27 protein-coding genes are annotated in these 26,880 nt (G+C 69.5%); 21 read left to right on the forward strand and 6 right to left on the reverse strand.

Annotation, left to right across the window (positions count from 1 at the left end; translation table 11 throughout):
- Nucleotides 1-180: 180 nt before the first annotated feature.
- Nucleotides 181-1,377 (forward strand): MFS transporter, encoded by a 1,197-nt coding sequence (locus tag KVS71_RS03490; protein WP_217583812.1) that lies wholly within the window; start codon nt 181-183, stop codon nt 1,375-1,377.
- 127 nt (nt 1,378-1,504) lie between these two features.
- On the opposite strand, the gene KVS71_RS03495 is transcribed toward KVS71_RS03490, so the two are convergent.
- Entirely contained in the window at nt 1,505-2,419 is a 915-nt protein-coding gene (locus KVS71_RS03495; RefSeq protein ID WP_105950610.1) for a helix-turn-helix transcriptional regulator, read from the reverse strand.
- Between the two features lie 135 nt (nt 2,420-2,554).
- Here KVS71_RS03495 and KVS71_RS03500 point away from each other — a divergent pair, with 135 nt between their 5' ends.
- A complete protein-coding gene (locus tag KVS71_RS03500; RefSeq protein WP_060921588.1) occupies nt 2,555-3,016 on the forward strand; it encodes a DUF3817 domain-containing protein in 462 nt (153 codons plus the stop codon).
- Between the two features lie 33 nt (nt 3,017-3,049).
- Here KVS71_RS03500 and KVS71_RS03505 read toward each other — a convergent pair whose 3' ends face one another.
- Nucleotides 3,050-3,853 carry a MerR family transcriptional regulator gene (locus tag KVS71_RS03505; RefSeq protein WP_217583814.1) on the reverse strand — a complete coding sequence of 268 codons (804 nt, stop codon included), beginning with the start codon at nt 3,851-3,853 and terminating at the stop codon, nt 3,050-3,052.
- Nucleotides 3,854-4,064: 211 nt separating this feature from the next.
- Between KVS71_RS03505 and dnaK the strand changes: the two genes are divergently transcribed.
- The 6 genes from dnaK to KVS71_RS03535 all read left to right on the forward strand — a co-directional run bounded on the left by dnaK (nt 4,065) and on the right by KVS71_RS03535 (nt 9,350).
- On the forward strand, nt 4,065-5,927 hold the full coding sequence (dnaK, locus tag KVS71_RS03510; protein ID WP_060921590.1) for a molecular chaperone DnaK: 1,863 nt from the start codon (nt 4,065-4,067) through the stop codon (nt 5,925-5,927).
- Between the two features lie 2 nt (nt 5,928-5,929).
- Nucleotides 5,930-6,574, forward strand: coding sequence for a nucleotide exchange factor GrpE (gene grpE, locus KVS71_RS03515; RefSeq protein ID WP_060921591.1), 645 nt, complete (start codon nt 5,930-5,932; stop codon nt 6,572-6,574).
- Between the two features lie 7 nt (nt 6,575-6,581).
- A complete protein-coding gene (locus tag KVS71_RS03520; protein ID WP_060921592.1) occupies nt 6,582-7,565 on the forward strand; it encodes a DnaJ C-terminal domain-containing protein in 984 nt (327 codons plus the stop codon).
- Between the two features lie 94 nt (nt 7,566-7,659).
- A complete protein-coding gene (locus KVS71_RS03525; protein ID WP_217583816.1) occupies nt 7,660-8,073 on the forward strand; it encodes a heat shock protein transcriptional repressor HspR in 414 nt (137 codons plus the stop codon).
- Between the two features lie 47 nt (nt 8,074-8,120).
- The gene (locus KVS71_RS03530) at nt 8,121-8,780 is read left to right on the forward strand and encodes a GntR family transcriptional regulator (RefSeq protein ID WP_025102667.1); all 660 of its coding nucleotides are present in this window, start codon (nt 8,121-8,123) and stop codon (nt 8,778-8,780) included.
- Nucleotides 8,781-8,906: 126 nt separating this feature from the next.
- Entirely contained in the window at nt 8,907-9,350 is a 444-nt protein-coding gene (locus KVS71_RS03535; RefSeq protein WP_105950606.1) for a DoxX family protein, read from the forward strand.
- Between the two features lie 4 nt (nt 9,351-9,354).
- Here KVS71_RS03535 and KVS71_RS03540 read toward each other — a convergent pair whose 3' ends face one another.
- The 4 genes from KVS71_RS03540 to KVS71_RS03555 are packed head-to-tail and all read right to left on the reverse strand — an operon-like array spanning nt 9,355 to nt 13,207.
- On the reverse strand, nt 9,355-9,786 hold the full coding sequence (locus KVS71_RS03540; RefSeq protein ID WP_060921595.1) for an ATP-binding protein: 432 nt from the start codon (nt 9,784-9,786) through the stop codon (nt 9,355-9,357).
- The gene (locus KVS71_RS03545; protein ID WP_025102664.1) at nt 9,776-10,108 is read right to left on the reverse strand and encodes an STAS domain-containing protein; all 333 of its coding nucleotides are present in this window, start codon (nt 10,106-10,108) and stop codon (nt 9,776-9,778) included. The genes KVS71_RS03540 and KVS71_RS03545 overlap by 11 nt, the downstream gene beginning before the upstream one ends.
- Nucleotides 10,092-12,056, reverse strand: a complete 1,965-nt coding sequence (locus KVS71_RS03550; protein ID WP_060921596.1) for a glycosyltransferase family 2 protein — start codon at nt 12,054-12,056, stop codon at nt 10,092-10,094. The genes KVS71_RS03545 and KVS71_RS03550 overlap by 17 nt, the downstream gene beginning before the upstream one ends.
- Nucleotides 12,053-13,207 (reverse strand): PP2C family protein-serine/threonine phosphatase, encoded by a 1,155-nt coding sequence (locus KVS71_RS03555; protein WP_082749981.1) that lies wholly within the window; start codon nt 13,205-13,207, stop codon nt 12,053-12,055. The genes KVS71_RS03550 and KVS71_RS03555 overlap by 4 nt, the downstream gene beginning before the upstream one ends.
- A 199-nt stretch (nt 13,208-13,406) precedes the next feature.
- On the opposite strand from KVS71_RS03555, the gene KVS71_RS03560 reads away from it, so the two are divergent.
- From KVS71_RS03560 to KVS71_RS03620, 13 genes are all read left to right on the forward strand, one after another.
- Nucleotides 13,407-14,327, forward strand: a complete 921-nt coding sequence (locus KVS71_RS03560) for a carbohydrate ABC transporter permease (protein WP_085605109.1) — start codon at nt 13,407-13,409, stop codon at nt 14,325-14,327.
- The gene (locus KVS71_RS03565; protein WP_060921598.1) at nt 14,327-15,280 is read left to right on the forward strand and encodes a carbohydrate ABC transporter permease; all 954 of its coding nucleotides are present in this window, start codon (nt 14,327-14,329) and stop codon (nt 15,278-15,280) included. The genes KVS71_RS03560 and KVS71_RS03565 overlap by 1 nt, the downstream gene beginning before the upstream one ends.
- Before the next feature lie 26 nt (nt 15,281-15,306).
- A complete protein-coding gene (locus tag KVS71_RS03570) occupies nt 15,307-16,671 on the forward strand; it encodes an extracellular solute-binding protein (RefSeq protein ID WP_217583818.1) in 1,365 nt (454 codons plus the stop codon).
- 61 nt (nt 16,672-16,732) lie between these two features.
- A complete protein-coding gene (locus KVS71_RS03575) occupies nt 16,733-17,518 on the forward strand; it encodes a class I SAM-dependent methyltransferase (protein WP_217583820.1) in 786 nt (261 codons plus the stop codon).
- Nucleotides 17,519-17,612: 94 nt separating this feature from the next.
- Nucleotides 17,613-18,572 carry a tripartite tricarboxylate transporter substrate binding protein gene (locus tag KVS71_RS03580; protein WP_231729519.1) on the forward strand — a complete coding sequence of 320 codons (960 nt, stop codon included), beginning with the start codon at nt 17,613-17,615 and terminating at the stop codon, nt 18,570-18,572.
- A gap of 59 nt (nt 18,573-18,631) precedes the next feature.
- On the forward strand, nt 18,632-19,171 hold the full coding sequence (locus KVS71_RS03585) for a tripartite tricarboxylate transporter TctB family protein (RefSeq protein ID WP_217583822.1): 540 nt from the start codon (nt 18,632-18,634) through the stop codon (nt 19,169-19,171).
- Nucleotides 19,168-20,838 carry a tripartite tricarboxylate transporter permease gene (locus KVS71_RS03590; protein WP_217583824.1) on the forward strand — a complete coding sequence of 557 codons (1,671 nt, stop codon included), beginning with the start codon at nt 19,168-19,170 and terminating at the stop codon, nt 20,836-20,838. Before KVS71_RS03585 ends, KVS71_RS03590 begins: the two co-directional genes overlap by 4 nt.
- A complete protein-coding gene (locus KVS71_RS03595) occupies nt 20,835-21,704 on the forward strand; it encodes a dihydrodipicolinate synthase family protein (RefSeq protein WP_144881810.1) in 870 nt (289 codons plus the stop codon). Before KVS71_RS03590 ends, KVS71_RS03595 begins: the two co-directional genes overlap by 4 nt.
- Before the next feature lie 184 nt (nt 21,705-21,888).
- Nucleotides 21,889-22,605, forward strand: a complete 717-nt coding sequence (locus KVS71_RS03600) for a FadR/GntR family transcriptional regulator (protein WP_186326365.1) — start codon at nt 21,889-21,891, stop codon at nt 22,603-22,605.
- A gap of 86 nt (nt 22,606-22,691) precedes the next feature.
- Nucleotides 22,692-23,939, forward strand: a complete 1,248-nt coding sequence (locus KVS71_RS03605) for a sugar ABC transporter substrate-binding protein (protein ID WP_144881814.1) — start codon at nt 22,692-22,694, stop codon at nt 23,937-23,939.
- Nucleotides 23,940-23,947: 8 nt separating this feature from the next.
- The gene (locus tag KVS71_RS03610) at nt 23,948-24,901 is read left to right on the forward strand and encodes a carbohydrate ABC transporter permease (RefSeq protein WP_217583826.1); all 954 of its coding nucleotides are present in this window, start codon (nt 23,948-23,950) and stop codon (nt 24,899-24,901) included.
- A complete protein-coding gene (locus KVS71_RS03615; RefSeq protein WP_217583828.1) occupies nt 24,898-25,752 on the forward strand; it encodes a carbohydrate ABC transporter permease in 855 nt (284 codons plus the stop codon). Before KVS71_RS03610 ends, KVS71_RS03615 begins: the two co-directional genes overlap by 4 nt.
- A 39-nt stretch (nt 25,753-25,791) precedes the next feature.
- Nucleotides 25,792-26,877 (forward strand): mandelate racemase/muconate lactonizing enzyme family protein, encoded by a 1,086-nt coding sequence (locus tag KVS71_RS03620; RefSeq protein WP_105950595.1) that lies wholly within the window; start codon nt 25,792-25,794, stop codon nt 26,875-26,877.
- Nucleotides 26,878-26,880: the final 3 nt, after the last annotated feature.

The following is a 26,880-nucleotide window of genomic DNA, read 5'->3' on the forward strand; positions in this document are numbered from 1 at the left end:
GAAAGGCGCGACGACGACAGCGTTCATCTCATCGCCTCCTTCGCTCGAGCTTCCCGGGCGGATCCCGGTGCGTCGTCGAGCCTAGGGGCCCGGACGGAGGTTGTCCAGGGGCGGACGATCGGTCGGGTGCGGCGGACGACCGGTCGGGCGCAGACCCGTCCTCGTCGCGAGTCTGGAAGCATGACCACGACCGCCCCCGTCCCGACCCTGCCGACCACCCGCGGCGACCGCATCCGCTACGGAGGGCTCATCGCCCTCATGGTGATGGGGTTCCTGCTGGTGACCGCCGAGTTCCTCCCCAACGGAGTGCTCACCGAGATGGCGGACGGCCTCGGGGTGACCCCGGGCCAGGCCGGGCAGACCGTCACGGTCACGGCCCTCGTCGGGCTCTTCGTCGCCCCGACCGTCGGCCTCGTGTTCCCCCGTCTGGACCGCCGGTCGCTGCTGGTGTGGATGGCGCTCGCCGCCGCTGTGTCGAACCTCGTGGTCGCCATCGCGCCGAACCTCGTGGTCGTGCTGCTGGCGCGGTTCCTGCTGGGTGCCGCGATCAGCGCCTACTGGACGATGTCGATCACGGTCGCCGCGCGGCTCGCTGGGCCGGAGCACCTCGGTCGCGGGGTGATGTTCACCTCCGCCGGCGTCTCGCTCGCCACTGTCGCCGGCGTCCCGCTCGGAGTCATGCTGAGCGAGGTCGTCGACTGGCGCGCCGTGTTCGCGATCGCGGGAGTGCTCATGGTGGTGCTGGCCGTGGCCCTGCGATGGGCGCTGCCGACCGTCCCGGCCGAGCGGGCGTCGAGCCTGCGTCTGCTCGTCGACACGGTGCGGCGTCCGGGCATCGGCCTCGGGATGGTCGGACACGTGCTCGTCGTGCTCGGGCACTTCCTCGCCTACACCTACGTCCGCCTCGCGCTGGAGCGCATCCCGGACGTGGATGCGTCGACGATCGTCGTGCTGCTGGCGCTGTTCGGCGTGGGCGGCCTCCTCGGCAACCTCTCCATCGGCCTGGTGATCGACCGCTCCTTCGCCTTCTTCGCGGTGTTCGCCCCGCTGGTGATCTCGGCCGCCGTGCTGTCGATGGTGCTCTTCTCCGGATCGATCATCGGCATCGGCGCGGTCGTGCTCCTCTGGGGCTTCTTCTTCTCGTCGTGGCTGATCGTCGTGAACACCTGGGTGGGCCACCGCATGCCGGATCGGCTGGAGGCCGGGGGGAGTCTGGTGGTCGTCGGGTTCCAGGGCGCGATCACGCTCGCGGCCGGCGTGGGCGGACTCCTCGTCGACACCCTGAGCGTCGAGCTCGTCTACATCATCGGTGCGGTCTCGCTCCTCGCCGGTGCCGTGCTCTTCGGCCTCTCGAACCGCCGCAGCTCCCGCCCCTGACTCCCGGGCTCGCCCGGGCACGATTTCGGAGCAGGCCGAAGACACGCCGTCCCCGCGGGCCCGGGGCCGGCGTGTCGTCCTGTGGCTCCGAAGCCATGCCCGCCCAGGCTGGGGCGAGGTCGTGGGATCAGGCGGGGACGAGGGAGTGCGAGGCGCGCCAGGAGGACGGGGTCATGCCCGTCCGGCGGCGGAAGGCACGACTGAAGCCCTCGTCCGAGGCATAGCCGAGCTCGCGCGAGACGCTCGAGACGGACTGCCCCGCCTGGAGCATCCGCTTCGCGGCGTCGATCCGCACCTCGGTCACATAGTCGGCCGGGGAGCGACCCACGGTGAGACGGAACCGCTCCGCGAAGGCCGAGCGCGACATGGCCCCGACGGCGGCCAGGCGCTCGACGGTCCAGTCCCGTCCCGGCTGCTCGTGGATGGCGTCCACCACGCGGTCGAGGAAGGGGTCCTTCGACAACGAGGGCCACCCCGCGGGTGCACACCCGTTCGCCGCCCAGGCCCTGATGACCGAGAGCAGCACGGTGGTCGCCATCATCCGGCAGATCAGCGGGTCGCCCTGGCGCACCGGGCACGCGGCCTCGTCGACAACGCCCATGTTCTCGGCCAGGGCGGCGGCGGCCGGCTCCAGCGCGTCGAATCCGGTCACCGTGAGGAAGGGTGGCAGGAGCGCGGGGAGGGGAGAGGCGGTGTCCGCGAGCTCGATGTCGACGACGAGGAGCGTGGTGTCGGCATCGGCCTCCAGTGCGAAGGTGTCACCGCGGAGCAGCAGGAAGGCGTCGCCGGACACGAGTCGATCGCGGTGTCCTGGCTCTTCGACCGTGAGCTGCTGCGAGGCACGGTCCACGTCGAGGCGGCACCCCGTGCCCAGAGGCGGATGCCCGTGCACGGCGCCGTCGGCGATGTAGACGAGGGTGATGCGACCGGGCGGCAGCGGGAGGAGTCCTCCCGAGGTCAGCCGCACCCGGCGGGCGATCCCCACGCGCAGGTCCACCGTGCCGAGCACAGCGGACAGCGCATCCGCGTCCACCGTCACCATGCCTTCGGCAACGTCGGCTGCCGTCCCCCTATTCCCCTTCGAATCGCTCACCTTGCTCCATTTCGGCGGCGGATGGGGCAAAGTGGGCGATTCGAAGCGGGATACGCTGGAGGGGTACCCCACCCGAGGAGTTCCGTGTTCCGCACCCCTGGCCGCCTGTACCGTGTCCTCGCGATCGCGGAGGCGATCACCTGGACCCTCCTCATCGCCGCGATCATCGCCCGCGCCGTCGGTGCCCCGGGAGTCGTGGTGACGGTCGGCGGCGGTATCCACGGGTTCGTATTCCTCGCCTACGCCGCGACCGCCGTCCTCGTCGCGCTCAACCAGCGGTGGCATCCGGGCGTCGGTGTGCTGGCGGTCCTCAGCGCCGTCGTGCCGTACGCGACCATCCCGATGGAGATCTGGCTGCACCGCACGGGTCGTCTCCAGGGCGACTGGCGCCTCGACGCGACCGACGACCCGCGTGACCGCCGCTGGTACGACCGCCTGATGCGCTGGTTCCTCCGCCGCCCCTGGGTGCTCGCGGTGCTGCTGGTCGTGGGCATCGTCGCGCTGTACGTGATCCTGCTGCTGGTCGGCCCGCCCGGGGGCAAGTGATCGCCGCGTCGCCCCGTCTGCGCGGCCTCCGCGTCAGCGCCGCGCGACGGGCTGCTGGAGTTCGGTGACCCAGTCCGACTGGTCGTCCCCGACGGCGCGGACGTAGAGCTCCCGACACGGCCCGGCGTGCACGAGGCCGCGCGCGACCACCTCGGTGTGGATGGCGTGCCAGCTCTCCGCGATCCGCTCCATCGAGCCGAGGTGCACCCCGCAGACGGCGTCCTCCTCGGCGGGGAGTTCGATGATCTCGATCCCGTCGGCGGCGGGGCCGGAGTAGGAGTATCCGGCGACGACCTCCATCCCGTCCGGCAGCGTCCGGTACTGGGCGATCGGGGTGGTGAGGGCGCCGCATTCGTCTCCGATGACCTCGGCCACGGCGTCGAAGGAGGGGCCGACGGCCTCGGCGACGGCCGGCTGCTCGGCGACGACGGTGCGCACGGCCGCCAGGCGCACGGCGGGGAGGGGCTTCTGGACGATCTCGATCTGCGACATGTGCTTCTCCTTCTCGATGAGGTGGAGGCGCCGCTCCACGTCGACGAGTCGCGCGGCGGCGAGCCGGTGCTCCTGCTCCACCTCGGCGCGCCGGATGCGCAGCAGCGCCGCCATCCGGTCGGCGTCGACGCCCTGGGCGAGGATCGCCGAGATGTCGTCGAGGCCGAAGCCGAGCTGACGCAGGGCGACGATCCGGTGCAGGCGCTCGAGCTGCGACGGATCGTACGACCGGTAGCCGGTGAACTCGTCCACGTGGGCGGGGACGAGCAGCCCGGCCGTGTCCCAGTGCCGGAGCATCCGGTGGGTCACCTGGCCGATCTGCGCGAACGCTCCGATGGACAACATGTCTCTGTTCTCCCGTCTGACACCGTGTGAGAGTCAAGCATGGCGGCTCGCGGACATCTGACCGCCCGGCCGGAAAACTTGAGCCTGTTCATATCAAGTTCATTTGACAGCCTTCGGGGCTCGGCGTACACTTGAGCCATCGCGACTCAGGTTTCCCTGATCGCCGCAGGTTTCCAGACCACTACAGACTTCCCAACAAAGGAGAGAACACATGGCACGTGCTGTCGGTATCGACCTCGGAACCACCAACTCCGTCGTCAGCGTCCTCGAGGGTGGCGAGCCCAAGGTCATCGCCAACGCCGAGGGCTTCCGCACGACCCCTTCGGTCGTCGCCTTCACCAAGGACGGGGAGGTGCTCGTCGGTGAGACCGCGAAGCGCCAGGCCGTCACCAACGTCGACCGGACGATCGCCTCGGTCAAGCGCCACATGGGCACCGACTGGAGCTTCGACGTCGACGGCAAGAAGTGGACGCCGCAGGAGATCTCCGCGCGCATCCTCCAGAAGCTCAAGCGCGACGCCGAGTCCTACCTCGGAGACACCGTGACCGACGCCGTCATCACGGTTCCGGCGTACTTCAACGACGCCGAGCGTCAGGCCACCAAGGAGGCCGGTGAGATCGCGGGCCTCAACGTGCTCCGCATCATCAACGAGCCGACCGCGGCTGCCCTGGCCTACGGCCTCGACAAGGGCAAGGAGGACGAGCTCATCCTCGTCTTCGACCTCGGTGGCGGAACGTTCGACGTCTCCCTCCTCGAGGTGGGCAAGGACGACGACTTCTCCACGATCCAGGTGCGCGCCACCGCCGGTGACAACCGTCTCGGTGGAGACGACTGGGACCAGCGTCTCGTCGACTACCTGATCAAGCAGTTCAAGGAGACCACGGGCGTCGACGTCTCGGGTGACAAGATCGCCCTGCAGCGCCTGAAGGAGGCTGCGGAGCAGGCGAAGAAGGAGCTCTCCAGCTCCACGTCCACGAGCATCAACCTGCCGTACCTGTCGCTGACCGACTCGGGCCCCGTCTCGCTCTCCGAGACCGTGACCCGCGCCAAGTTCGAGGACCTCACGAAGGACCTGCTCGACCGCACCAAGAAGCCCTTCGAGGACGTCATCCGCGAGGCCGGCATCAAGGTGTCCGACATCGACCACATCGTCCTCGTGGGTGGTTCGACCCGTATGCCCGCCGTCGCCGAGCTCGTCAAGCGCGAGACCGGCAAGGAAGCCAACAAGGGTGTGAACCCGGACGAGGTCGTCGCCGTCGGCGCCGCGCTGCAGGCCGGTGTCCTCAAGGGCGAGCGCAAGGACGTCCTGCTGATCGACGTCACCCCGCTCTCCCTGGGCATCGAGACCAAGGGCGGCATGATGACCAAGCTCATCGAGCGCAACACGGCCATCCCGACCAAGCGGAGCGAGACCTTCACCACGGCCGACGACAACCAGCCGTCCGTCGCGATCCAGGTCTTCCAGGGCGAGCGTGACTTCACGCGCGACAACAAGCCGCTCGGCACGTTCGAGCTGACCGGCATCGCGCCGGCGCCCCGTGGCATCCCGCAGATCGAGGTCACCTTCGACATCGACGCCAACGGCATCGTCCACGTGTCCGCGAAGGACAAGGGCACCGGCACCGAGAAGTCGATCGTCATCTCCGGCGGTTCGTCGCTGTCGAAGGAGGACATCGAGCGCATGGTGCGCGAGGCCGAGGAGCACGCCGCCGAGGACAAGGCGCGCCGTGAGGCTGCGGAGACCCGCAACCAGGCCGAGACCCTCGCCTACTCCATCGAGAAGCTCATCTCCGAGAACGAGGACAAGCTCCCTGACGACGTGAAGACCGAGGTCAAGGCCGACGTCGATGCGCTCAAGACGGCACTGGCCGGCGACGACGACGAGGCCGTGAAGACCGCGTTCGAGAAGCTCAACCAGTCCCAGTCGAAGCTCGGCGAGGCGATCTACGCCTCCTCGCAGGCGGACGCCGCCGGCGCTTCGGCAGAGGGCGAGACCCCGACCGGTGACGCCCCCTCCTCCGACGAGGACGTCATCGACGCCGAGGTCGTCGACGACGAGGACGAGAAGAAGTAATCATGACGGACAAGAACTTCGACGAGAACGAGGTTCCGGAGGGGTCGGATGCTCAGGCATCCGGCCCCGTGCCGCAGAACCAGGACTCCCGCGAGGCGAAGGCCGCCGAGGGCTCCGACGAGACCCCGGTCGACGCGGCTGCCGAGGCGGAGGAAGGGCTGACGGTCGAGGACATCCTCGGTGCCGCGCAGACGGCGGATGCCGCCGCGGGCGACGCCGCGATCGCCGACGCCGAGAACGCCCTGCTGACCGACCTCAAGCGCCTGCAGGCCGAGTACGCGAACTACCGCCGCCGCACCGAGGAGCAGCGCCAGATCGAGATCGAGCGCGCGAAGGGCGAGGCCGCCAAGGGCCTCATCCCCGTGCTCGACGACCTGGCCCGCGCCGAGCAGCACGGTGATCTGGTCGAGGGCAGCCCCTTCGCCGTGATCGCCGAGAAGGTGCGCGCGGTCGTGGAGCGCCTCGGCGTGGTCGCCTACGGCGAGAAGGGCGAGGAGTTCGACCCCCAGCGTCACGAGGCGATCTTCCAGCAGCCGACCCCCGGCACCTCGAAGACCACGGTGCTCGAGGTCGTCGAGGTGGGCTACCGCCTCGGCGAGGTCGAGCTGCGTCCTGCGAAGGTCGTCGTCGCCGTCCCTGCGGAGTAGGTGATCGATGGCCAGCCAGGATTGGTTCGACAAGGACTTCTACAAGACCCTCGGGGTCTCGAAGGACGTCAGCGACGCTGACCTGAAGAAGACGTACCGCAAGCTCGCGCGCAAGTATCACCCCGACTCCAATCAGGGCGATGCGAAGGCCGAGGCCAAGTTCAAGGAGATCAGCGAGGCCTACTCGGTGCTCTCCGACGCCGAGCAGCGCAAGGAGTACGACGAGATCCGCGCCATGGGTTCGGGCGCTCGCTTCACGGCGAGCGGCTCGGGCGCCGGCGGGTTCGAAGACGTCTTCAGCCGGTTCGGACAGCAGGGGCGCGGCCAGACCGCCGACTTCGAGGACATCTTCGCGATGTTCAACCAGGGCCAGGGCAGCTCGTTCGGCGGTGGCCGGTTCGGGCAGCCGAGCGGCGGCTTCCGTGGCTTCGGTGGTCCGCAGCGCGGCGCCGACGTCACGGCCCGCACCACGCTGGACTTCAGCACCGCCGTGCAGGGCGAGACCATCACCCTGCAGGGAGAGGACGGCAAGCCGTTCAAGGTGAAGATCCCCGCGGGCGTCGCCGACGGACAGAAGATCCGGCTGCGCGGCCGTGGTCGCCCCTCGCCGGACGGTGGGGAGAGTGGGGACATCGTGGTGCAGATCACGGTGCGTCCGCACCCCGTCTTCACGCGGGACGGCCTCAACCTCCGCCTCGTGGTCCCGGTGACCTTCACCGAGGCGACGCTGGGCGCGACCATCGAGGTTCCGACGCTCGGCGGCGACGTGGTGAAGCTGCGTGTGGCTCCCGGGACCCCGTCGGGCCGCGTGCTCCGCGTCAAGGGTCGGGGTGTCGCGACCGCGAAGGGGACCGGTGACCTGCTCGCCGAGCTCCAGGTCGCGGTTCCGACGCACCTCGACGACGCGGCGCGCGAGGCTCTCGAGAGGTTCCAGGAGCTGGAGCCGCAGGAGAACCCGCGGGCCGAGCTCATGGCGAAAGCCCGCCGTTGACGAGCACAGGCTTTCGCGTCGGGTCAGGCGCTTCCGGAAGGGAGTCGCCTGACCTGGCGCGGCGGCCTGACGTGAAATCAGGAAGGAAGGCGTGATGGACGCGGACACCCCGGTCTTCGCGATCGCCGCAGCCGCCAAGCTCTCCGGCCTGCACCCCCAGACCCTCCGTCAGTACGACCGGATCGGCCTCGTGGTGCCGGGACGGACGCCCGGCGGCTCCCGTCGTTATTCTCACCGCAACATCGAGCAGCTGCGCGAGGTCGCCCAGCTCTCCTCCGAAGGGGTCAGTCTCCCCGCGATCGCCCGGCTCCTCGACCTGGAGGACGAGAACCGGATGCTGCGCGACCGTGTCATCACGCTCGAGAGCGCTCTCCGCGCCGAGCGCGAGAACCGTCCCGGCGTGCGGGTGTTCGCCGCCGGAGCTGCGGGGGTCGTGCCCATGCCCACCGGTCGCCGCATCCGCCGTTCGACCGAGCTCGTGCTCTGGAGTCCGCGCTCCGGAGCCTGACCGCGTACCCCGGTGTGTATCCTGTCAACTGTTAACAGGAGGTCACCATGACGCAGACCGTCACGCGCGGGGAGTCGCTCGGAGCGCAGGTCGCGCGCGTGCTGCGCCAGCGCATCGTCCGAGGGGAGCTCGCACCGGGGGCTCGCCTCACCGAAGAGGCCCTCGCCGAGGAGTTCGCCGTCAGCCGCGGTCCCGTGCGCGATGCCCTGACTCAGCTCAGCTTCGAGAAGCTCGTCGAGGTGCAGCGCCCGCGCGGGGTCTACATCGTGGGCCTCACGAGCGACGACGTCGACCAGCTCTACAGCCTCCGCGGCGCATTGGAGCAACTCGCCCTCTCGCGGGCGATGCGGGTCGACGACGACGACCGGTGGCAGCCGATGGCCGACGCCGTCCAGCGCATGGCCGAGGCCGCGGACGCCGGTGACCATGCGGCCTTCGTCACGGCCGACCTCGACTTCCACTCCCAGATCTACGCCCTCGCCGATCACCCGCGGCTGGAGGGCGCCTGGAACCAGTACCTCCCCACGTTCACGGCGCTGCTCGAGGTCACGATCAACCACGACGAAGACCTGCACGAGTCGTCGGACGACCACGTGAAACTGCTCGACGTCATGCGCACAGGAGCCCCGGAGGACGCCGCCGCGGTGCTCTCGGCTCACCTCGACGGCGCCAGGGAGCGGATGCTCCACGAGGTCGGCTCCCGCTGAGGTCGCCGCGTCCGCGAACCCGAGGCGTTCAGCGGACGGAAAAGAACGGTTCCTACCGTGGGGGCCAGGGCAAGAGCCCTGGTCCGCGCCCGCGCGGGTGTCCTGCCACGAAGGAAGAACCTCCTCATGACGAACACCACAGCCTCCGCCTCCTCCGCCTCGTCGCTCGGACTCCTCGTCCTGCGCATCGTCGTCGGCGCGATCTTCGCCGCCCACGGCGCCCAGAAGATCTTCGAGTTCACGATCCCCGGGACCATCGGCAGCTTCGCCGGGATGGGGGTCCCGCTCGCCGAGATCGCCGCGCCCGTCGTGGCCTTCCTCGAGCTCGTCGGCGGGATCCTGCTGATCCTCGGACTGCTGACGCGTCCGGTCGGAATCCTCCTCGCCGTCGACATGCTGGTCGCCCTCGTGCTCGTGCACCTGCCCGCGGGCCTGTGGGTGACGGCCGGCGGCTACGAGTTCGTCGCCGTGCTCGGCGCCGCGGCTCTCGCGCTCGCCCTCACGGGGGCGGGGCGCTACTCCATCGACGCCGCCGCGCTCCGGGGACGCGCGCCGGCCTGGCTCGCCTGACGGGTCAGCCGCCCGCCTCGCGCGCGGGATCCACGCGCCGGACGAGCACCCAGGTGTTGCCGAGATCGGTGACCGTGTGGGTGAACTCGTCGAGCGCCGCCTGCGACAGCGCGAGTCCGCGTCCGCTCTCCGCCTCCTCGCCCGGCATCGTCACCGCGTCCCAGTCGATCGGTGCCGGCGGGGCGGTGTCGCGGATGTAGGCGCGCAGCTCCTCCGCCGTCACGCGGACGTCGATGCTCAGGACGACGTCCGCGTGCTCGTTGTGCTGCGCGACGTTGGTCGTGACCTCGCTCAACGCCAGGGTGAACAGCACCTGGTCCTGCGCCGGTACCTCCGGAGCCTGAGTCCAGAGTCGGTCGAGCTCGTCGAGGGCGCGGTCGACGAGGGCGAGCCCGGCGGGCCCGTCGATGTGGAAGGCCCGGGTGTCAGCGTCCATCGAACGCCGATTCCGGCGTCGGGTAGTCGCGGAGCACGCGATCCAGGTTGGTGAGGTGGAGGACGGTGCGCACGGCCTCGGGGACCGCGGCGATGCGCAGATCGCCCCCGGCCACCCGGGCGCTCTTGAGGCCGCCCACCAGGGCGCCGAGGCCCGAGGAGTCGACGAACTCGGTGCCGCTGAGGTCGATCGCGATGCGCGGCTGCCCGGCGGCGACGAGGTCGCTCACCGCGTTGCGCAGCAACGGCGCGCCCGAGGCGGTCAGGCGCCCCGTGATCGCGACGACGGCGTAGCCGTCCCTGGTGTCAGTGCTGACGTTCATTCGACTCCTTCTCGAGGACCTGTGCGGCGGGACCGCGATAGCGCGCCGCCTGGATGATGACGCTGAGGACGACCAGGTCGTACAGGACCCAGGCGGTGTTGACGAGGGTGCCGGTGCCGTCGCCGGTGCCGACGATGACCCGGGCGACCCCGATGACGAGAGCGATCACGAGCACGACCATCGCGGTCAGCTGCGGCCAGATCTCGCGCCACGGGACGCCGCGCGGGTCTCGGCCGTCCTTCCGCGTCACGGCGAAGGACAGCGGCCGGCCGAGCACCACGTTGGCGAAGGCCGTCCAGCACGCGCGGATCCACACGGGGAACAGTGCGAGCGAGTATTGCTGACCTCGCCAGGTCTTCACCCCCTTCGCGACCACGAGGAACAGCGCCTGGTTGACGAGGAAGTACGGCAGGAACCGCACGAAGAAGTCGACCGACCAGGCGGTGACGGGAAGCACCCCGAACACGAGATAGATCACCGGGGCGGCGAGGTAGACGATGGCCGCGAAGCCGGACAGGTAGCTCCACATCGTCGCGAAGTACATGAGGCGCTGCCCCACCGAGAGTCCGCGCTTGGCCAGGGGGTTGTCGCGCAGCATCACCTGCAGCGTCCCCTGCGCCCACCGCAGCCGCTGCGTGAGCATCGTCCGGAGGTCTTCCGGGGCGAGGCCGTGCGCCAGGATCTCGTGGTGGTAGACGCTCTTCCAGCCGAGGGCGTGCAGCTGCATCGCCGTCGCCATGTCCTCCGTCACCGAGATCGTGGCGAGCGGGAGGATGGGCTGCGCCTCATCGGCCCGGTCGAGGCGGAGCGCGTCGAGCAGTCCGCGGACGGCCTCGACGGCGGTGAGGGGGGAGAGGTCGGAGGCGGCCAGAGCGTCGAGCCCGGCCTCGTCCACGATCACCTGCCCGAGTTCCGCGTCGTGCTGCACCGGCAGGGACTCGATCACCGCGAGGTCGGCACGGATGCCCTCCAAGTCGTGCGCCACGAGGATCCGGGAGGCGTTGTCGACAGCTTCCCCCACGCGCGCGGCGACCTCGGCGACGGAGTCGCCGCCGGCGAGCTCCTTCCGCCCGCGGGCGATCGCGATGCGGAGCGCCCCGAGCTCGGTGGCGAGCGCGGGGTCGGTGGCCGCCTCGGCCTCGCGAGCGATCAGCGCCTCGGAGGTCTTGAGCGCCCGCGCGGCGGAGTCCGTCACGTTCCGCACGTAGCCCACGATGCCGAGCTGCATGAGCGCCTCGCGGCGGAGCACGGCGTTCGACCCGCAGAAGAAGGCCGCATTCCAGCCGTCCTTCCCCTGCTGGATCGGCCCGTAGAACAGCGGCGCCTGGCTGCCGAGCGGATCGGCCTCGTCGACGTTCACGAACCACTGCGGCGTCTGCACGAGGGCGACCTCCGGGTCATCCGCGAAGTAGCCGAGCGTGCGGTGCAGGATCAGCGGGTCCGGCACCTGGTCGGCGTCGAGGATGAGGAGGAACTCGCCGTCGGTCTGGAAGAGCGCGCTGTTGAGGTTGCCCGCCTTGGCATGCCGGGGCTTGCCGGTCCAGTCCTCGGAGCGGGTGAGGTAGCCGACGCCCGCGGCCCGGGCCTCGGCCTCGAGCTCGGGGCGGGAGCCGTCGTCGAGGATCCAGGTGGAGTGCGGATAGGCGATCCGCTTCGCCGCCCTGGCCGTCGTCATGACGAGCTCGATCGGCTCGTCGTAGGTCGTGATGAACACGTCGACGGTGCCCTGTGGCGGCGATACCGGCGCCGGACGCTCCTTCGCGCGCCACATCGTGAGGCAGAACAGGAAGGTGTCGATGAGGCTGTAGGTCTCGGCGATCACGAGCGGCACCGCGATCCACCAGGCCGACCAGTTCACCGACTCCAGCCATCGCCAGGCGACATAGTTCACGCCCAGCAGGACCGAGAGGAGGGCGAGGACGCGGATCGTCGCGAACCGCGCGGTCATGCGTCCCTCCGCACCACCACGACGGTGATGTCGTCGGTGGCGCGGTCATCGTTCGCGAGCCGCAGCGCCTCGCCGACAGCGCCACCGGGGCCCATCTCCGCGAGGACGCGCTCGACGTGGCCGAACGGGTCGTCCGGGTCGAGCACGTCGAGGAGTCCATCGCTGCAGCAGATGAACGCGTCGCCCGGTTCCAGACGGGTGGTCACCGGGACGCGGGGGTCGGCCAGGCCCATCCCCATGCCCAGCGGCAGGTTCGTGGAGCGCAGCGGCGTCCACGACCCGTCCGCCCGGACGACGAAAGCGAGGCTGTGACCGGCGTCGATGACCTCGAGGTCTCCCGTCTCCGGCCGCAGCTCGGCGACGACGGCCGTGACGAACATCGACGTGTCAGCGAGATCGTCCTCGAGCAGGCGGTCCACCTCGATCACGGCGTCGGACAGCGAGCGCTCCGGCGCCGTCCGCAGGGAGGCGCGCACCGTGGCCGCGACCAGCGCCGGTCCCGTGCCCTTGCCCATCGCGTCAGCCAGCGTCACGCGCAGGGCGTCGCCGTGTCGCGAGAAGTCGTAGTAGTCGCCGGCGAGCATGCCGCGTGGGGCGGCGCCGGCGGCGATCGTGTAGCCCTCGATCTCCGGATGCACCCGCGGGCGCAGCGCTCGCTGCACCACGGCGGCATGGTCGATGTCCGCGTCCTGTGCCAGCTCCGTCTGCACCCAGAACGCGAGGTCGCGCAGGAGGTCCTGCTGGGCGTCGGTGAAGGTGTGCGGCTCCGTGTCGAGCACGCACAGCGTCCCGACCGGCTCGCCGCCCGGCGCGTGCAGCGGATGGGCCGCATAGAAGCGGAGGTGCGGATCGCCGGTCACGAACGGGTTCTCGGCGAAGAGGTCGGTGGTGCTCGCGTCCTCCACCACCACGGTCCGGTCCTGCGACACGGTGTAGTCGCAGAACGAGTCCTGGCGCGGTGCCTCGTTCCCCCCGAGGCCGATCTGCGATTTGCGCCACTGTCGGTCGCGGTCGATCAGCGAGACGCTGACCATCGGCACGCCGAACATCTCCTTCGCCAGTCGTGCCACCCGATCCACCCGCTCATCGGGTGGTGTGTCAAGGATCCCCAGTTCCTCGAGCGCTGCCTGTCGCCGTCGCTCGTCGAACATTCCCCCGGCCCTCCTCCGTGTTTATTCCCCTCATCCTAGGGAGGAACCGCAGCCGGGGCACCAGGGCGTCCACGCGGCATTCAGGTGAACCACAGGAATCGGTTCTGCGCAAGCCCCGCGGAGAACCGCTTCTCCGGATCTAGCATCGCGCCAGGACGGGAGTGTCGTGTCTGCACGTCCTCGGAAAGGAGGCAGGTGGATGCCGCTCAAGACCCGCCAGCGGGACCGGTACAACCGCCGGGAGGCCCTCGCCGGCTATCTCTTCATCTCGCCCTGGCTCATCGGATTCCTCATCTTCACGGCCGGCGCGATGGTCTACAGCCTGTACATCTCGTTCAGCAGCTACAACCTCGCCACGAACAGCGCTCGCCCGGTCGGCATCGACAACTACGCCAACCTCTTCGAGGACCCGCGGGTGGGCGTCTCGCTCGCGAACACGCTGTTCTACGTGGTGATGGCGGTGCCGCTGGAGATCGTGTTCGCGCTGATCCTCGCCCTGCTGCTCAACCGCGTCGGACGGGGTGCGGGTGCCTTCCGGGTGCTCTACTACCTGCCGAAGATGACGCCGGCCGTCGCGACCGCGGCGGTGTTCTTCCTCCTCCTGAACGGCAACTCCGGGGCGATCAACCAGTTCCTCCGGGTGTTCGGCATCCAGGGGCCGCAGTGGCTCGTCGACCCCGCATGGGTCAAGCCGAGCATCGTGATCATGACGCTGTGGACCGTCGCGGGGACCATGGTGATCTTCCTCGCGGCGCTGAAGAACGTGCCCGTCGAGCTGTACGAGGTGGCCTCGCTCGACGGGGCGGGACCGATCAGGAAGTTCTTCTCGATCACCCTCCCGATGATCTCGGGGGCCATGTTCTTCAACGTCATCGTGCTGTCGATCGCCGCGTTCCAGATCTTCGACCAGGCGTACCTGCTGTTCTGGCGGGATCAGAGCAATTCGTCACCGGAGGCATCCCTCTTCTACGCGATCTACCTGTTTCAGCAGGCCTTCCGGCAGTTCAACTTCGGCTTCGCCGCGGCGATGGCGTGGCTGCTCTTCGTCATCATCATGATCATCACGCTCATCCAGGTGAAGGTCGGCAACCGCTTCGTCTACTACGAGGGAGACCGCTGATGTCCCAGACCCTGCGTCAGGTCCCCGTCGAGGCGGAGCCCGAGAAGTCCCCTGGCACGTTCACGACCACCGTCGCCACCCGTTCGCGCTGGCGACGGCAGCTGCGGCAGCCGAAGAGCCTCATCGCCCGCATCGTGCTGAACGTCATCCTCGTGCTGTTCGCGCTGCTGTTCCTGTACCCCTTCGCGTGGCTCCTCGCGGCGAGCTTCAAGCCACGAGGGGAGGTGTTCGACAACGCCCTCATCCCGAAGACCTTCGTGCCGGAGAACTACGTGGAGGTGTGGAATCAGCTCCCGTTGCTGAACTGGATGGGCAACAGCATCGCCATCGCGCTGCTCGCCGCCGGTGCTGTCGCGATCTCCAGCTCGATCGTGGCGTTCGGGTTCGCCTACTTCCGCTTCCCGGGGCGCGGCCTGCTGTTCGGCCTCGTGCTCGCGACGATGATGCTTCCCGGCGCGGTGACGATGATCCCGATCTACCTCATCTGGAAGGAGACCGGACTCCTCGGCACCTGGGTGCCGCTGTGGGGGATGAACCTCTTCGGATCGGCCTTCTACATCTTCTTGCAGCGGCAGTTCTTCCTCGGCCTGCCGCGGGAGCTGTTCGAGGCGGCGCGGCTCGACGGGGCCAGCGCCTGGGGCCTCTTCTGGCGGATCGCGATGCCGCTGTCGATCCCGTCGTTCGTCATCGTGTTCCTGTTCGAGTTCCAGGCGAGCTGGAACAACCTCCAGGCCGCCCTCATCTACCTCAACGCCGGGTCGGTGGACGAGTTCACCGCGCCGCTCGGCATCGCGTACGCCATGACCAAGTACAGCCCCACGGCGGGCGGTCATGGCGACTACCAGTACGTCATGGTCGCCTCCCTCCTGGTGACCCTCCCGATGCTCATCCTCTTCGCCTTCGGGCAGCGCGCCTTCATCGAGGGCGTCGCGACCCAGGGGCGTAAGGGATGACGAACCACAGATCGAAAGGAGCAGTCATGCGCACACGCATGCTGGGAATCACCGCGGTCGCCGCGGCATCCGTCCTCGTCCTCGCCGGGTGCGGCGGGGGAGGGGGAGACGACCAGGCGGCCGACGCCGACTTCGGGGCGGAGCCGAGCGGCACGCTGAAGGCGTGGGGCTTCGAGAACGCCGACGACGTCGGCACCTCGCGCATGGACTACGCCGCCGAGCAGCTGAAGGACGTCGAGGTCGACCTCGATGCGACGGCCTTCGACGCGCAGAAGTTCACCACCCGCATCGCGAGCGGCGACGTGCCCGACGTCGTGCAGATGGACCGCCGGTACGTGACCACGTATGCCGCGCAGGACCTCATCATGCCGCTCGACGAATGCTTCGCGGCCCAGGACGTCTCGCCGCGCGACCACTGGTACCCCTTCGTCGTCGACGACGTCACCTACGACGACGCGGTGTGGGCGGTGCCGCAGTTCTACCAGCCGCCGGCGATCCTGCTGAACAAGGCCGTGCTCGACGAGGCGGGGGTGACGGCGGACGAGATCAACACCTCGAAGCCCGACGTGCTGCTCGGCGCGATCGAGAAGATGTACCAGGAGTCCGGCGGCGTACCCACGCGGCTCGGGTTCGATCCGGTCGCGACCGGTCAGGCCGGGCTGTGGATCCTCGGCATGGGCGGCCAGCTCAACGATGAGAAGGGGGCGCCCACCCTGGACGACCCCAGCAACGTCGCCGGCATCGAGATGCTCAAGCAGATCACCGACGCGCAGGGCGGCTTCGCGGCCGTCAAGAGCTTCACCGACTCGTTCGACGCCTTCGGCGACCAGAACCAGTTCGTCGCCCAGCAGGTGGGCGCGCAGGTGAACGCGCAGTGGTATCCGAACGTGCTGAGCCCCTACGCCGACCAGATCGACCTCGAGGCCGTGCCGTTCCGGAACGCCGACGGCGAGCCGTTCTCTGTCGCCTCCGGCACCGCGTTCGTGATCCCGGCCGGAGCGGAGAACCCCGCGGCGGCGTGCGCGTGGATGGTGAACCTCACCTCCGACGACGCGTGGAATGCGGCGGGCGAGGCACGTGCCGAGACCCTGAAGACCGACGGCGGGATCAACACCGGGCTGTTCACCGGGTCGCCCTCCGCCGACCAGTCGATCCGCGAGACCTTCGTCACCGACAGCGGCAACGCCGGCTTCGATCAGGTCATCTCCACCTACTACGACGTGGTGGACTACGGGCAGTCGTTCGGCTCTTCGCCGGCGGGTCAGGAGATCCAGAACGAGCTCAACAACGCCATCACGGCGGCGCTGCTCGGGGACAAGTCGCCGGAGGACGCGCTGAAGGAGGCGCAGGAGGCCGCGATGCGGGCGTACGAGAACGCTACGGCCGGCTAGAGCCGGTCAGACGCGGAGGGACGGGCGTGGATGATGGAGGCCTACCGATCGGAGGCCGACCATGGACCAGCGCGAGCTCGACGAGCGGATCCGCGACTACTACGAGGAGCGGTTCGACGAATCGGTGCGGTTGACGACCCGGTCGGCGCAGGGACCGCTCGAGCACCAGCGCATCCAGGAGCTGATCGCGGATCACCTCACCGAGGGTCGCGTGATCGATGTCGGAGGTGGGGCGGGTGTCCATGCGCGCTCGCTCCTGGACCGCGGGCATCGGGTCACCCTCGTCGACCCGGTGCCGGGTCATGTCCGGAGTGCGGCGCAGCTCGGGGTGGACGCACAGGTAGGCGACGCGCGCTCGCTGCGGTTCGCCGCGGACAGCTTCGATGCTGCGCTTCTCCTCGGTCCGCTGTACCACCTGGCCGATCGCACGGACCGCGTCCAGGCCCTCAGCGAGGCCGCACGGGTGGTGGGATCCGGCGGGTGGGTGTTCGCGGCAGGGCTCTCGCGCTTCGTCGGATTCGGTCAGCTCGCGCTGGGCGTGACCGACCTCCATCTCGACGAGGAACACGGCGCCCTGCTGGAACGCGGGACTCCCTCCTCGCGGGGTCGCTTCCCGGCGGGCCACTTCCATACGGCGGAGTCGCTCACCGAGGAGGCCGTCGCCGCCGGACTCGACGTTCTGGAGGTCCATGGGGTCGAAGGGCCCGGCGGGCTGCTGCTGGAGGGGATGCCCGTGGAGGAGACGGCGCTCACGCAGGCGGCTCTCCAGCTGGCGCGCGCCGGGAGCACCGTTCCCGGAATCCGGGAGCTGAGCCCGCACCTCCTGGCCGTGTGTCGCGTGCGGTGACCCGCTACCAGTGTTGACTGTTAACAGTCAACACTGGTAGCCTCGCGGTGTCGACAACACGGTCGACCCACGTAGAGGAGCAAAGATGCCCCGCATGCGCATCACTCGGGCGGCCGCTGCCTTCGCCGCCCTCGCCGCCACCGCTCTGGTGCTGTCGGCCTGCACGAAGGTCGACGAGAGCGAGGGGGCCGCCTCGACCTATCCCGAGGACGACATCCGGCTGATCATCCAGGCCAACCCCGGTGGCGGCTCCGACCTGTCGTCCCGCGCGCTCGCGACCGAGCTCGAGAAGATCCTCGGCGTCAGCGTGATCCCGGAGAACATGCCCGGAGCCGCGGGAGCGCTCGCGATGGAGTACGTCGGCTCGCAGGACCCGGACGGCTACGTCATCGGGTTCGCCCCGGTCGAGATCGCGATGCTCAACACGACCCAGAGCGCCGACGTGCTGCCCGACGACTTCGACCTGCTCGGACAGATCATGCTCGCCCCCGGCGTCATCACGGTGGGCGCCAATAGCGGCATCGAGACCCTCGACGACCTCGTGACCCAGGCGAAGTCCGGCGCGGTCACGGTCGCGAACTCCGGCGCCGGCTCGATCTGGGAGGCCGCCACCCTCGGCCTCGGCAAGGCCACGGACGCCGACTTCACCCCGGTCCCCTACGACGGTGGCGCCACGGCGGTCGCGGCCGCCGCGTCCGGTGAGACCGTCGCCGCCGTCTCCGGACTCGGCGAGGCCCTCGCGCAGGGCGAGGCCGTCCGCATCCTCGCGGTCATGAACGACGAGCGTCACCCGGACGCGGAGGACGTCGAGACGGTCGAGGAGGCCATCGGCGAAGAGGTCGTCTTCGGCGGCTGGGGCGGCATCTACGCGCCGGCCGGCCTGCCCGACGACGTGCACGACGCCCTCGAGGCCGCCGTCAAGGAGGCTGTGGAGTCCGAGAGCTACCAGAAGTTCCAGGCGGACGCCGGCAACCTCGTGGTCTACCGCGACTCCGCGGAGTGGACCGGGTTCGTCGACGACCAGTTCGCCCTGTTCCAGGATCTCCTGGGCTGAACACCTCCGGTGGGGTCGGTACGCGCCGACCCCACCGCGTCCTCCGACGAAGGAGCACCATGACCAGCCCCGACACCGCGGCCGAGCCGGCCGCTCCGGCCGGTTACGAGGGGGCGACCTCCTCGCGACCCCTCGAGATCGCGTTCGCCGCCGTCGCCCTCGCGATCACCGCCGGCTACCTCTTCCTCGCCACGCAGATCCCACTGCGCCGCGAGGCCGCCCCCGGACAGATCGACGCCCGCTTCTGGCCGCTCGTCATCGGCGTGACCGGCGTCGTCGTCGCGATCGCCCTCCTCGCCGTGGCGATCACGAGACCGGCTCCGACCCGCGAAGACATCGAGCGCATCCAGCCGGGAGGCGTCCTCCGGGTGATCGCGACGATCGCGATCGCCGGCGCCTTCATCGCGCTCTGGTCCCTCGGGGCGGTCATCCTCTTCGGCTACCGGATCGAGGTCTTCCCGATCGCCTGCGCCCTGCTCATGGCCGCACTGATGCTCCTCTACGGCCACCGCCGCTGGCTGAGCCTCGTCATCTACTCCGCCGCCGTCACGGCGTTCGTCTACGTCGTCTTCGGCATGCTCCTGAGGATCCCCCTGTGAACGCGCTCCTGGAGGGGCTGAACTCGCTCCTCGACATCTCGATCCTGCTCTACATGGGCGTCGGTCTCATCCTCGGCTTCATGGTCGGCGCCTTCCCCGGCATCACCGCGACCATGGCCGTCGCGCTCGCGGCCGGCTTCACCATGACCCTCGAACCCGTGCAGGGCCTCGCGGTGCTGCTGACGATCTACGTCGCGGCGAACTTCGGCGACCGGGTGCCGTCCATCCTCATCAACACCCCGGGGACTCCCGCCTCCATCGCCACCACCCTCGACGGCTATCCGATGGCGAAACAGGGCAGGGCCGGTCTCGCGCTGACGATCTCCGCGATCGTGTCGGCCGTCGGCATCCTCGCCTCGCTCGTGCTCTTCTCGGTCGCCGCCGTGCCGATCGCCAGCTTCGCCCGGGACTACTTCAAATCGCCCGAGCTGTTCGCGCTCGTCGTCTTCGGCATCGCGATCATGATCGGCATCTCGTCCAAGTCGATGCTCAAGGGCATCCTCGCGGGCCTCTTCGGACTCATGCTCGGCAGTGTCGGAACCTACGCGGCCACCGCCGACCAGCGCTTCACGTTCGGGGTGCTGGAACTCGTCGAGGGCGTGAACTTCATCGCCGTCATCATCGGGCTCTTCGGTATCGCCGAGCTGTTCGACCAGCTCCTCACGCACCGGAAGTCGCACGTCCGACCGATCTCCAGCCTCGGGCGCTGGTGGCCGAACCGCGCGGAGCTGAAGCAGAGCGGCCGGGCCACCGCGGTCGGCGGCGCGGTCGGCCTCGGCGTCGGCCTCATCCCCGCGGCCGGCGGCGACATCGCCGGGCTCATCGGCTGGGAGCGGGCGCGCAAGGCGTCGAAGCACCCGGAGATGTTCGGCAAGGGATCGATCGAGGGCGTCGCCGCGTCCGACACCGCCTCCAGCGCCACGCTCGGCGGCTCGCTGACCACCACGATGGCACTCGGTATCCCCGGGGACTCCGTGATGGCGGTGATGATCGGCTCGATGATCATCTGGGGCATCACCCCCGGGCCCACGCTGTTCACCAACCGCCCCGACCTCGTCGTCTCGATCGTCGGGATCATGCTCGTCGCGACCCTCCTATCGCTCGCGCTGAGCCTCGTGCGGATGAAGGGCATGGTCAAGCTGCTCGACGTGCCGCAGCCGTATCTGTGGAGCGGCATCCTCATCTTCTGCATCATCGGCACGTACGCCACCTCGAACAGCCTGTCGACGGTCGTCACGATGCTCGTCTTCGGTGTGGTCGGCGTGCTGCTCAAGCGCATGCAGGTCCCGGCAGGACCCGTGGTGCTCGGTCTCCTGCTCGGTCCGCTCGCCGAGGAGAACCTCGCCCGCACGCTGGCGATCCTGCCGACGCGGCCGTTCTTCGAGGTCGTCAGCCCGATCGCCCTCGTCCTGCTCGCGCTCGCGGTGCTGTCGATCGTGATGCCCGCGATCCGCGCCGCCCGCACGCCCCGGGCAGAGCGGGCCTCGGTGGAGGACTCGATCCTCCACACCGACAGCATCGTGCAGATCGAGAAGGCGCACGACGAGCTCGCGGCGCAACCCGACCTGCTCACCTCCACCGTCCGCAACGTCGACGCCGGTGCGCGCCGGGGACGCGCCGACCGCAAGAACCGCAAGAGCACGACCCCCGAGGAGACCGAGAAGTGACCCGCTACGACATCCTGACCGCCGTCCCGACCGCGTTCCACCGCGACGGGACCCTCGACCTCGACGGGTCGCGTGCGATCTTCCGGTTCGTGGCCGACTCGGGGAACGAGGGCGCCTTCGTCCTCGGCACCACGGGTGAGTTCCCGGCTGTGGATGCGGACGAGTTCCGGGCGCTCGTGGGTGCCGCGCTGGCGGAGCTGGCCGACCGGATGCGCGTCATCGTGCACGTCGGACAGCCGAGCACCTTCGAGGCCGTGCGCCTGGTCGGCATCGCGAAGGAGCTGGGGGCCACGGAGTTCGCGGCCCTCACCCCCTACTACCTGCGTGCCACGGACGACGCGATCCTCGACTACTACCGCGCGGTCTCGGCAGCCGTGGGGGAGGGGCGCCTCTACGTCTACATCTATCCCGCGCGCAGCGGGAACCCCGTCTCGCCGGAGCTGCTCGTACGCATCGCCGCCCTGCCGAACGTGGTCGGGGCCAAGGTGAGCGAGCTCTCCCTCGACGACATCGCGGCGTACCGCGCGGTGGTGCCGGCCGACTTCGAGCTCTACACCGGCGCCGACCGCGACCTCATCGCGGCCGTCGAAGCGGGCGCGCAGGGCGTCGTCTCGGGTGTCTCCTCCGTGACGCCGAAGCCCTTCCGCGCCCTGGCCGACGCCGGACGCTCCGGCGACACGGACGCCATCGCCGCGGCACAGGCCGCCGTGGACGACGTCGTCGCGCTCATCGGCGGCGACATGGCGCGGATGAAGGAGGCGTACCGCGTGCTCGATGTCGTGGACACGCACTGCCGTATGGCCATCGCCGAACCCTCCGCCGATGAGCGGGCGGCCGTCGCGCAGGTGGTGGCCGCGCACCGCTGACGCGAATCCGGGGACACGCACGCGACGGGATGCCGCGGCCTTCGGGTCGCGGCATCTCTGCGTGTGCCCGCGCTCGCTTGTCGGACAAGTGAACGTGGGTGAGAGGGCACTTGACGACAAGCGCAACGACTGTCTAGGCTCAGAACCAGGAATTCCGCCGATATCGCGAAGGGGCGAACGGAACATGTCAGACAAGATCGAGGTCACCGGGTCCGACTTGTCGGACGCGCTCGCCCGGCGTCTGGCTCAGCACTTGCAGCGTTCCGGCCTGGAGATCGGCGACCCGCTGCCCACCGAGGCGGAGCTCGGCGCCGTGCTGGAGGTGGGACGGCAGCGCATCCGCGAGGCCCTCAGCGTCCTCGAGGCGTTCGGCATCGTGGTGTCCCGGCAAGGGGCGCGTCGGGTCTGGCGAGGATTCCGCGCCGCCGATCTCGCCACCCGCTGGATCGGCTTCGTCGACGACCCCGAAGCCGCCACCCGCGAGCTCCTGGAGGTGCGTCACGCGCTGGAGACGTCTCTGCTGCCTCTGGTCATCCCGCGCCTGCAGCCGAGCGACCTGGCCCGTCTGCGGCTGCTCTCGGAGGAGATGGTGGAGCGCGCCCTGCGCAACGAGAGCTTCGCCGAGCTCGACCAGCAGTTCCACCGCGGGTTGCTCGCGCCGATGGGCAATGCGTTCGTGGATCAGTTCCTGCAGTCCTTCTGGGTCGTCTTCGCTGCCGCACGACGCGAGGAGCCCGTCGAGGAGGATCCCGCCATCGCCGCGATGCACGGTCGCATCGTCGATGCGATCGAGGCCGGCGACACCCGCCGGGCCGTCCACGAGCTGGACGCCCACTTCTACGGTGTCCGCAACCGCTACCCGGACATCGACTTCGGCACCACGGCCCCGCTGCCGGTCTGACAATCCGCGCACCGGCGCGTTCTGTCGCACCCGTCTTGAAATCGATTTCGCACGACCCTCATCTGATCGACGAAGGAGTACGCATCATGAGATCCACCCGAATCCTCCCCGCCCTGGCCGCCCTCGGCGTCGTCGCCCTCGCCACCGGCTGTGCCGGCAGCGCCCCGTCCGGGGAGGGCGACGGCCCCGTCGAGATCACCTACTGGCTCTGGCAGGACGACGCGACCGACCCCACCTGGACGGAGCTCGCGGACGAGTTCAACGGCGCACAGGACGACGTGAAGGTCGTGCTGGAGACGATCCCGCTCGACCAGTACCAGAACCAGCTCGTGTCCTCCGCGATGAACGGCACCGGCCCGGACGCCGCCCGCAGCAAGGACTGGTGGCTCGGGCAGTTCGCGCCGCAGGGTGCCATCGCCGACCTCACCGCGTACGTCGACGGCTGGGACGCCTCGGACGACGTCGTCGACTCGCTCTGGGCGACGGGTCAGCTGCCCGGCGAGGACGCGGTGTACATGCTGCCGCACCAGTACACGACGCTCTACCTCTACTACCGCACGGACTACTTCGAGGAACTCGGACTCGACGCGCCGCGCACCCAGCAGGACCTTCTCGACGCGGCGGCCGCCCTCACCGGTGACGGCCGGTACGGCATCGACGTCCGCGGCGGTGCGGGCGGACAGGACCAGTGGCTCGCGTGGATGTACGCCGGCGGCGCGTCGGTCGTCGACGACTCCGGCGAGGTCGTCCTGGACGACGCGAAGGGCGTCGCGGTGAACGAGGACTACCTCCGCATCGTCACCGACCTGCAGGCGGCGCCCCCCGGATCGATCACGGCCGCCTTCGCCGACGTCAAGACGAACTTCGTCGAGGGCCTCACCGGCATGATGATCCACCACCCGGGTTCCCTGAAGGAGCTGCAGGGGGTCTTCGGCGACAAGCTCGGCGTCGTCCCGATCCCCACGGCCGACGGCAAGCCCGGCGCGACACTCGGCAGCATGAGCGGCAACGTCATCCTCGAGGGCTCCGACAAGAAGGACGCCGCCTGGGAGTGGATCTCCTGGCTGAGCGAGGAGGCGCAGATGGAGAAGATCTCCGCCTCGCCGCAGGGTCAGCTTCCGGTGCTCGAGTCGGTGATCGACACCGAGGCGTACTCGTCCGACCCGCAGCTCGCGGTCGCGGTCGACGCCATTCCCACCGCCAAGACGTGGCCGGCGCTGGAGGGGGTGGCCGAGCTCGCCGCGAAGGAGTGGAACCCGCTCATCCAGCAGGCGTTCCAGGGTGAGATCAGCAGCCAGGACGTGCTGACGAAGATGTCCGACGTGCTGCGCTGAGGACCGACATGGCAAGTTCCACCCTCACGGAAGCGGTCGTCACCGGCCGGCCGGCCCCGCGCCGGCCGGTGACCCGGCCCCGGCGACGCGCGCGCCGCGGCTCGGTCGCCCCCCTCGTCCTGCTCGCGCCGGCGATCGTGCTCGTCGCGGTCTTCGCCGGGTACCCGCTCGTCCGCTCGATCTGGTTCTCGTTCAACGACGTGAGCGTCTTCACCGGTGTGCTCGAGTTCGTCGGGTTCCAGAACTTCGCCAGTGTCATCGGCACGGCGGAGTTCCTGCCCACGCTCGGCCGCACGGCGTTCTGGACCTTCGGGGCGGTCTCCCTCCAGCTGATCGGCGGGCTGTCGCTCGCGCTCATGCTGAACAACCGCTTCCCCCTGCGGGGCGTGTACCGCGGCCTGATCATGATCCCGTGGGCGACGCCGAGCGTCCTGGTCGCGCTGATGTGGAAGTGGATCCTCGACCCCAACAACGGCGTCCTCAACCAGTGGCTGCTGAACGCGGGGATCATCGACGCGCCGATCGAGTTCCTCTCGCAGAACAGCACCGCGCTGCCGACGCTCGTGATGATCGACGTCTGGCAGGGCATCCCGCTCTTCGCCATCATGATCCTCGCGGCACTGCAGAGCGTGTCCGGCGAGCTCAAGGAATCGGCGCAGATCGACGGGTGCGGCCCGGTCGGCGTGTTCCGCCACGTCGTGCTGCCCGCCATCCTCCCGACGATCCTCATCACGACGCTCCTGCGCCTGATCTGGACCTCGAACTACGTCGACCTCATCTTCATCCTCACCGGCGGCGGGCCGGGCACCTCCTCGACGACCCTGGCGCTGGAGTCCTATCTGACGACCTACAAGGCCAGCGACTTCGGTGCCGGCGCGGCGTACGCCGTCATCCAGGCCCTGTTCCTCGCCGTCTTCATCGCGCTCTACGTGCGCCTCACCCGAAAGGACACCACGCGATGAGCACGACGACCGCCCCCGTCCGCTTCGGCCGCCTCGCGGGAAGGACCGGCTTCGCGATCGCCCTCCTCGGCGTGCTCGCGATGGTGCTCGGGCCGTACATCGTCATGCTGCTGACGTCGCTCACGCCCCGGGATCAGCTCGCCGGCGCCGGAGCGAACCTCATCCCCTCGGAGTTCACGACCGCCTCCTACGCCGAGCTGCTGTCGACGACGCCGTTCCTGACCTATCTGCGGAACAGCCTCACCGTGGCCGCGATCGCCGTCCCGGTGACCCTCGTGGTCTCCACCGGCGCCGCGATCGCGATGTCCCGGTTCGACTTCCGCGGTCGCGGGGCCGTCATGATCGGGCTGCTGCTCGCGCAGATGTTCCCCGCGGTGCTGCTCGTGATCTCGCTGCAGGGGCAGCTGCGCGGGATGGGGCTGATGGACACGACGCTCGGTCTCGCCCTCGTGCACGCCGCGTTCGCCACGCCGTTCGCCACCTGGCTGCTCAAGGGGTTCGCGGACTCCATCCCCCGGGAGATCGAGGAGGCGGGTCAGATCGACGGGGCCTCGTCCGCGCAGATCGTCCGCATCCTGCTGCTGCCCCTGCTGCGGCCCGGGATGGTGGCGGCGGGAACCTACGCGTTCATCCTCACCTGGAACGAGTTCCTCTACGCCCTCACCTTCACCTCGCAGACGGCGACCCGCACCCTGCCGGTCGGCCTGCACCTGTTCATCGGCGAGTACCAGATCCGTTGGGACCTCCTCACCGCCGGCGGCGTGCTCTCGGTGCTCCCCGTCGTCGTCGGCTTCCTCCTCGTGCAGAAGCGCCTTGTCGCCGGTCTCGCTGCCGGCGCCGTCAAGGGCTGAAGCTCCCGTCCCCTCCTCGTCGTCCCGGAAGGACCACGCATGAAAATCGAATCGATCGACCTCCAGCTCTCCCGCATCCCCCTCCCCAAGGGGCCGTGGGGAGACCAGATCCATCGGGTGACCCACATCGAGATCATCCTCGCCGACATCACCACCGACACCGGGCTGGTCGGCACCGGCTTCAGCCACACGTCCGGTGTCGGCGGCCAGATGATGGTGGCGGCGCTGCGCGAGCTCATCCCCACGCTCATCGGCCGCGAGGTCAATCCGCGGGCCGTCTGGCAGCACTCCTGGCAGCACCTGCGCGACAACGGCCCCGGCGGGACCACGACGCTCGCCCTCGCCGCGATCGACGTGGCGCTGTGGGACCTGCTCGGGCTGCACTACCAGCAGCCGCTCGCGAAGCTCCTCGGCCAGGTGCGCGACCGGGTCGCGCTGTACGGCAGCGGCATCAACCTGAACCTCTCCGCCGAGGAGGTCGTCGAGCAGGTCAAGGAGTGGAAGACCGACGGGTACGCCGCCGGGAAGGTCAAGGTCGGCAAGCCGGACCTCGAGGAGGACGTCTACCGGCTCACCAAGATCCGCGAGGCGGTCGGCGAGTATCCGCTCATGGTCGACGCCAACCAGGGATGGACCTACGGGGAGGCGGTCCGGGCGGTCACCCGGTTCCGCGACCTCAACCTCTACTGGGTGGAGGAGCCGCTGCGCGTGGACGACGTCGCCTCGCACGCCCGCCTCCGGGCCCGCTCGCCGATCCCGATCGGGCTGGGCGAGAACGTCTACACGCTCCAGCAATTCAACCAGTACCTCCTCGCCGACGCGTGCGACTTCATCCAGGCCGACGTCGGTCGCGTGGGCGGCATCACGCCCTACATGGACATCGCTGCCCTGGGCCGGGCGTACAACGCTCCGATGACGCCGCACTTCGTGATGGAGCTCACGGCCAACGTGCTCTGCGCGGTGCCCAACGCCCTGTTCGGCGAGATGACGGACGGCGGCACGCTCAGCGACCTCGGCGTCATCGTGCCGCAGCGGCCGCAGAACGGGTTCTTCGTGCCGACCGGAGCGCCGGGGAACGGCCTGGAGTACGACCGCGAGAACCTCGCGCGGCACGCGGTGAGCTGAGGG

This window comes from Microbacterium sp. GbtcB4 (assembly GCF_019091465.1).
Lineage (GTDB): Bacteria > Actinomycetota > Actinomycetes > Actinomycetales > Microbacteriaceae > Microbacterium > Microbacterium paraoxydans.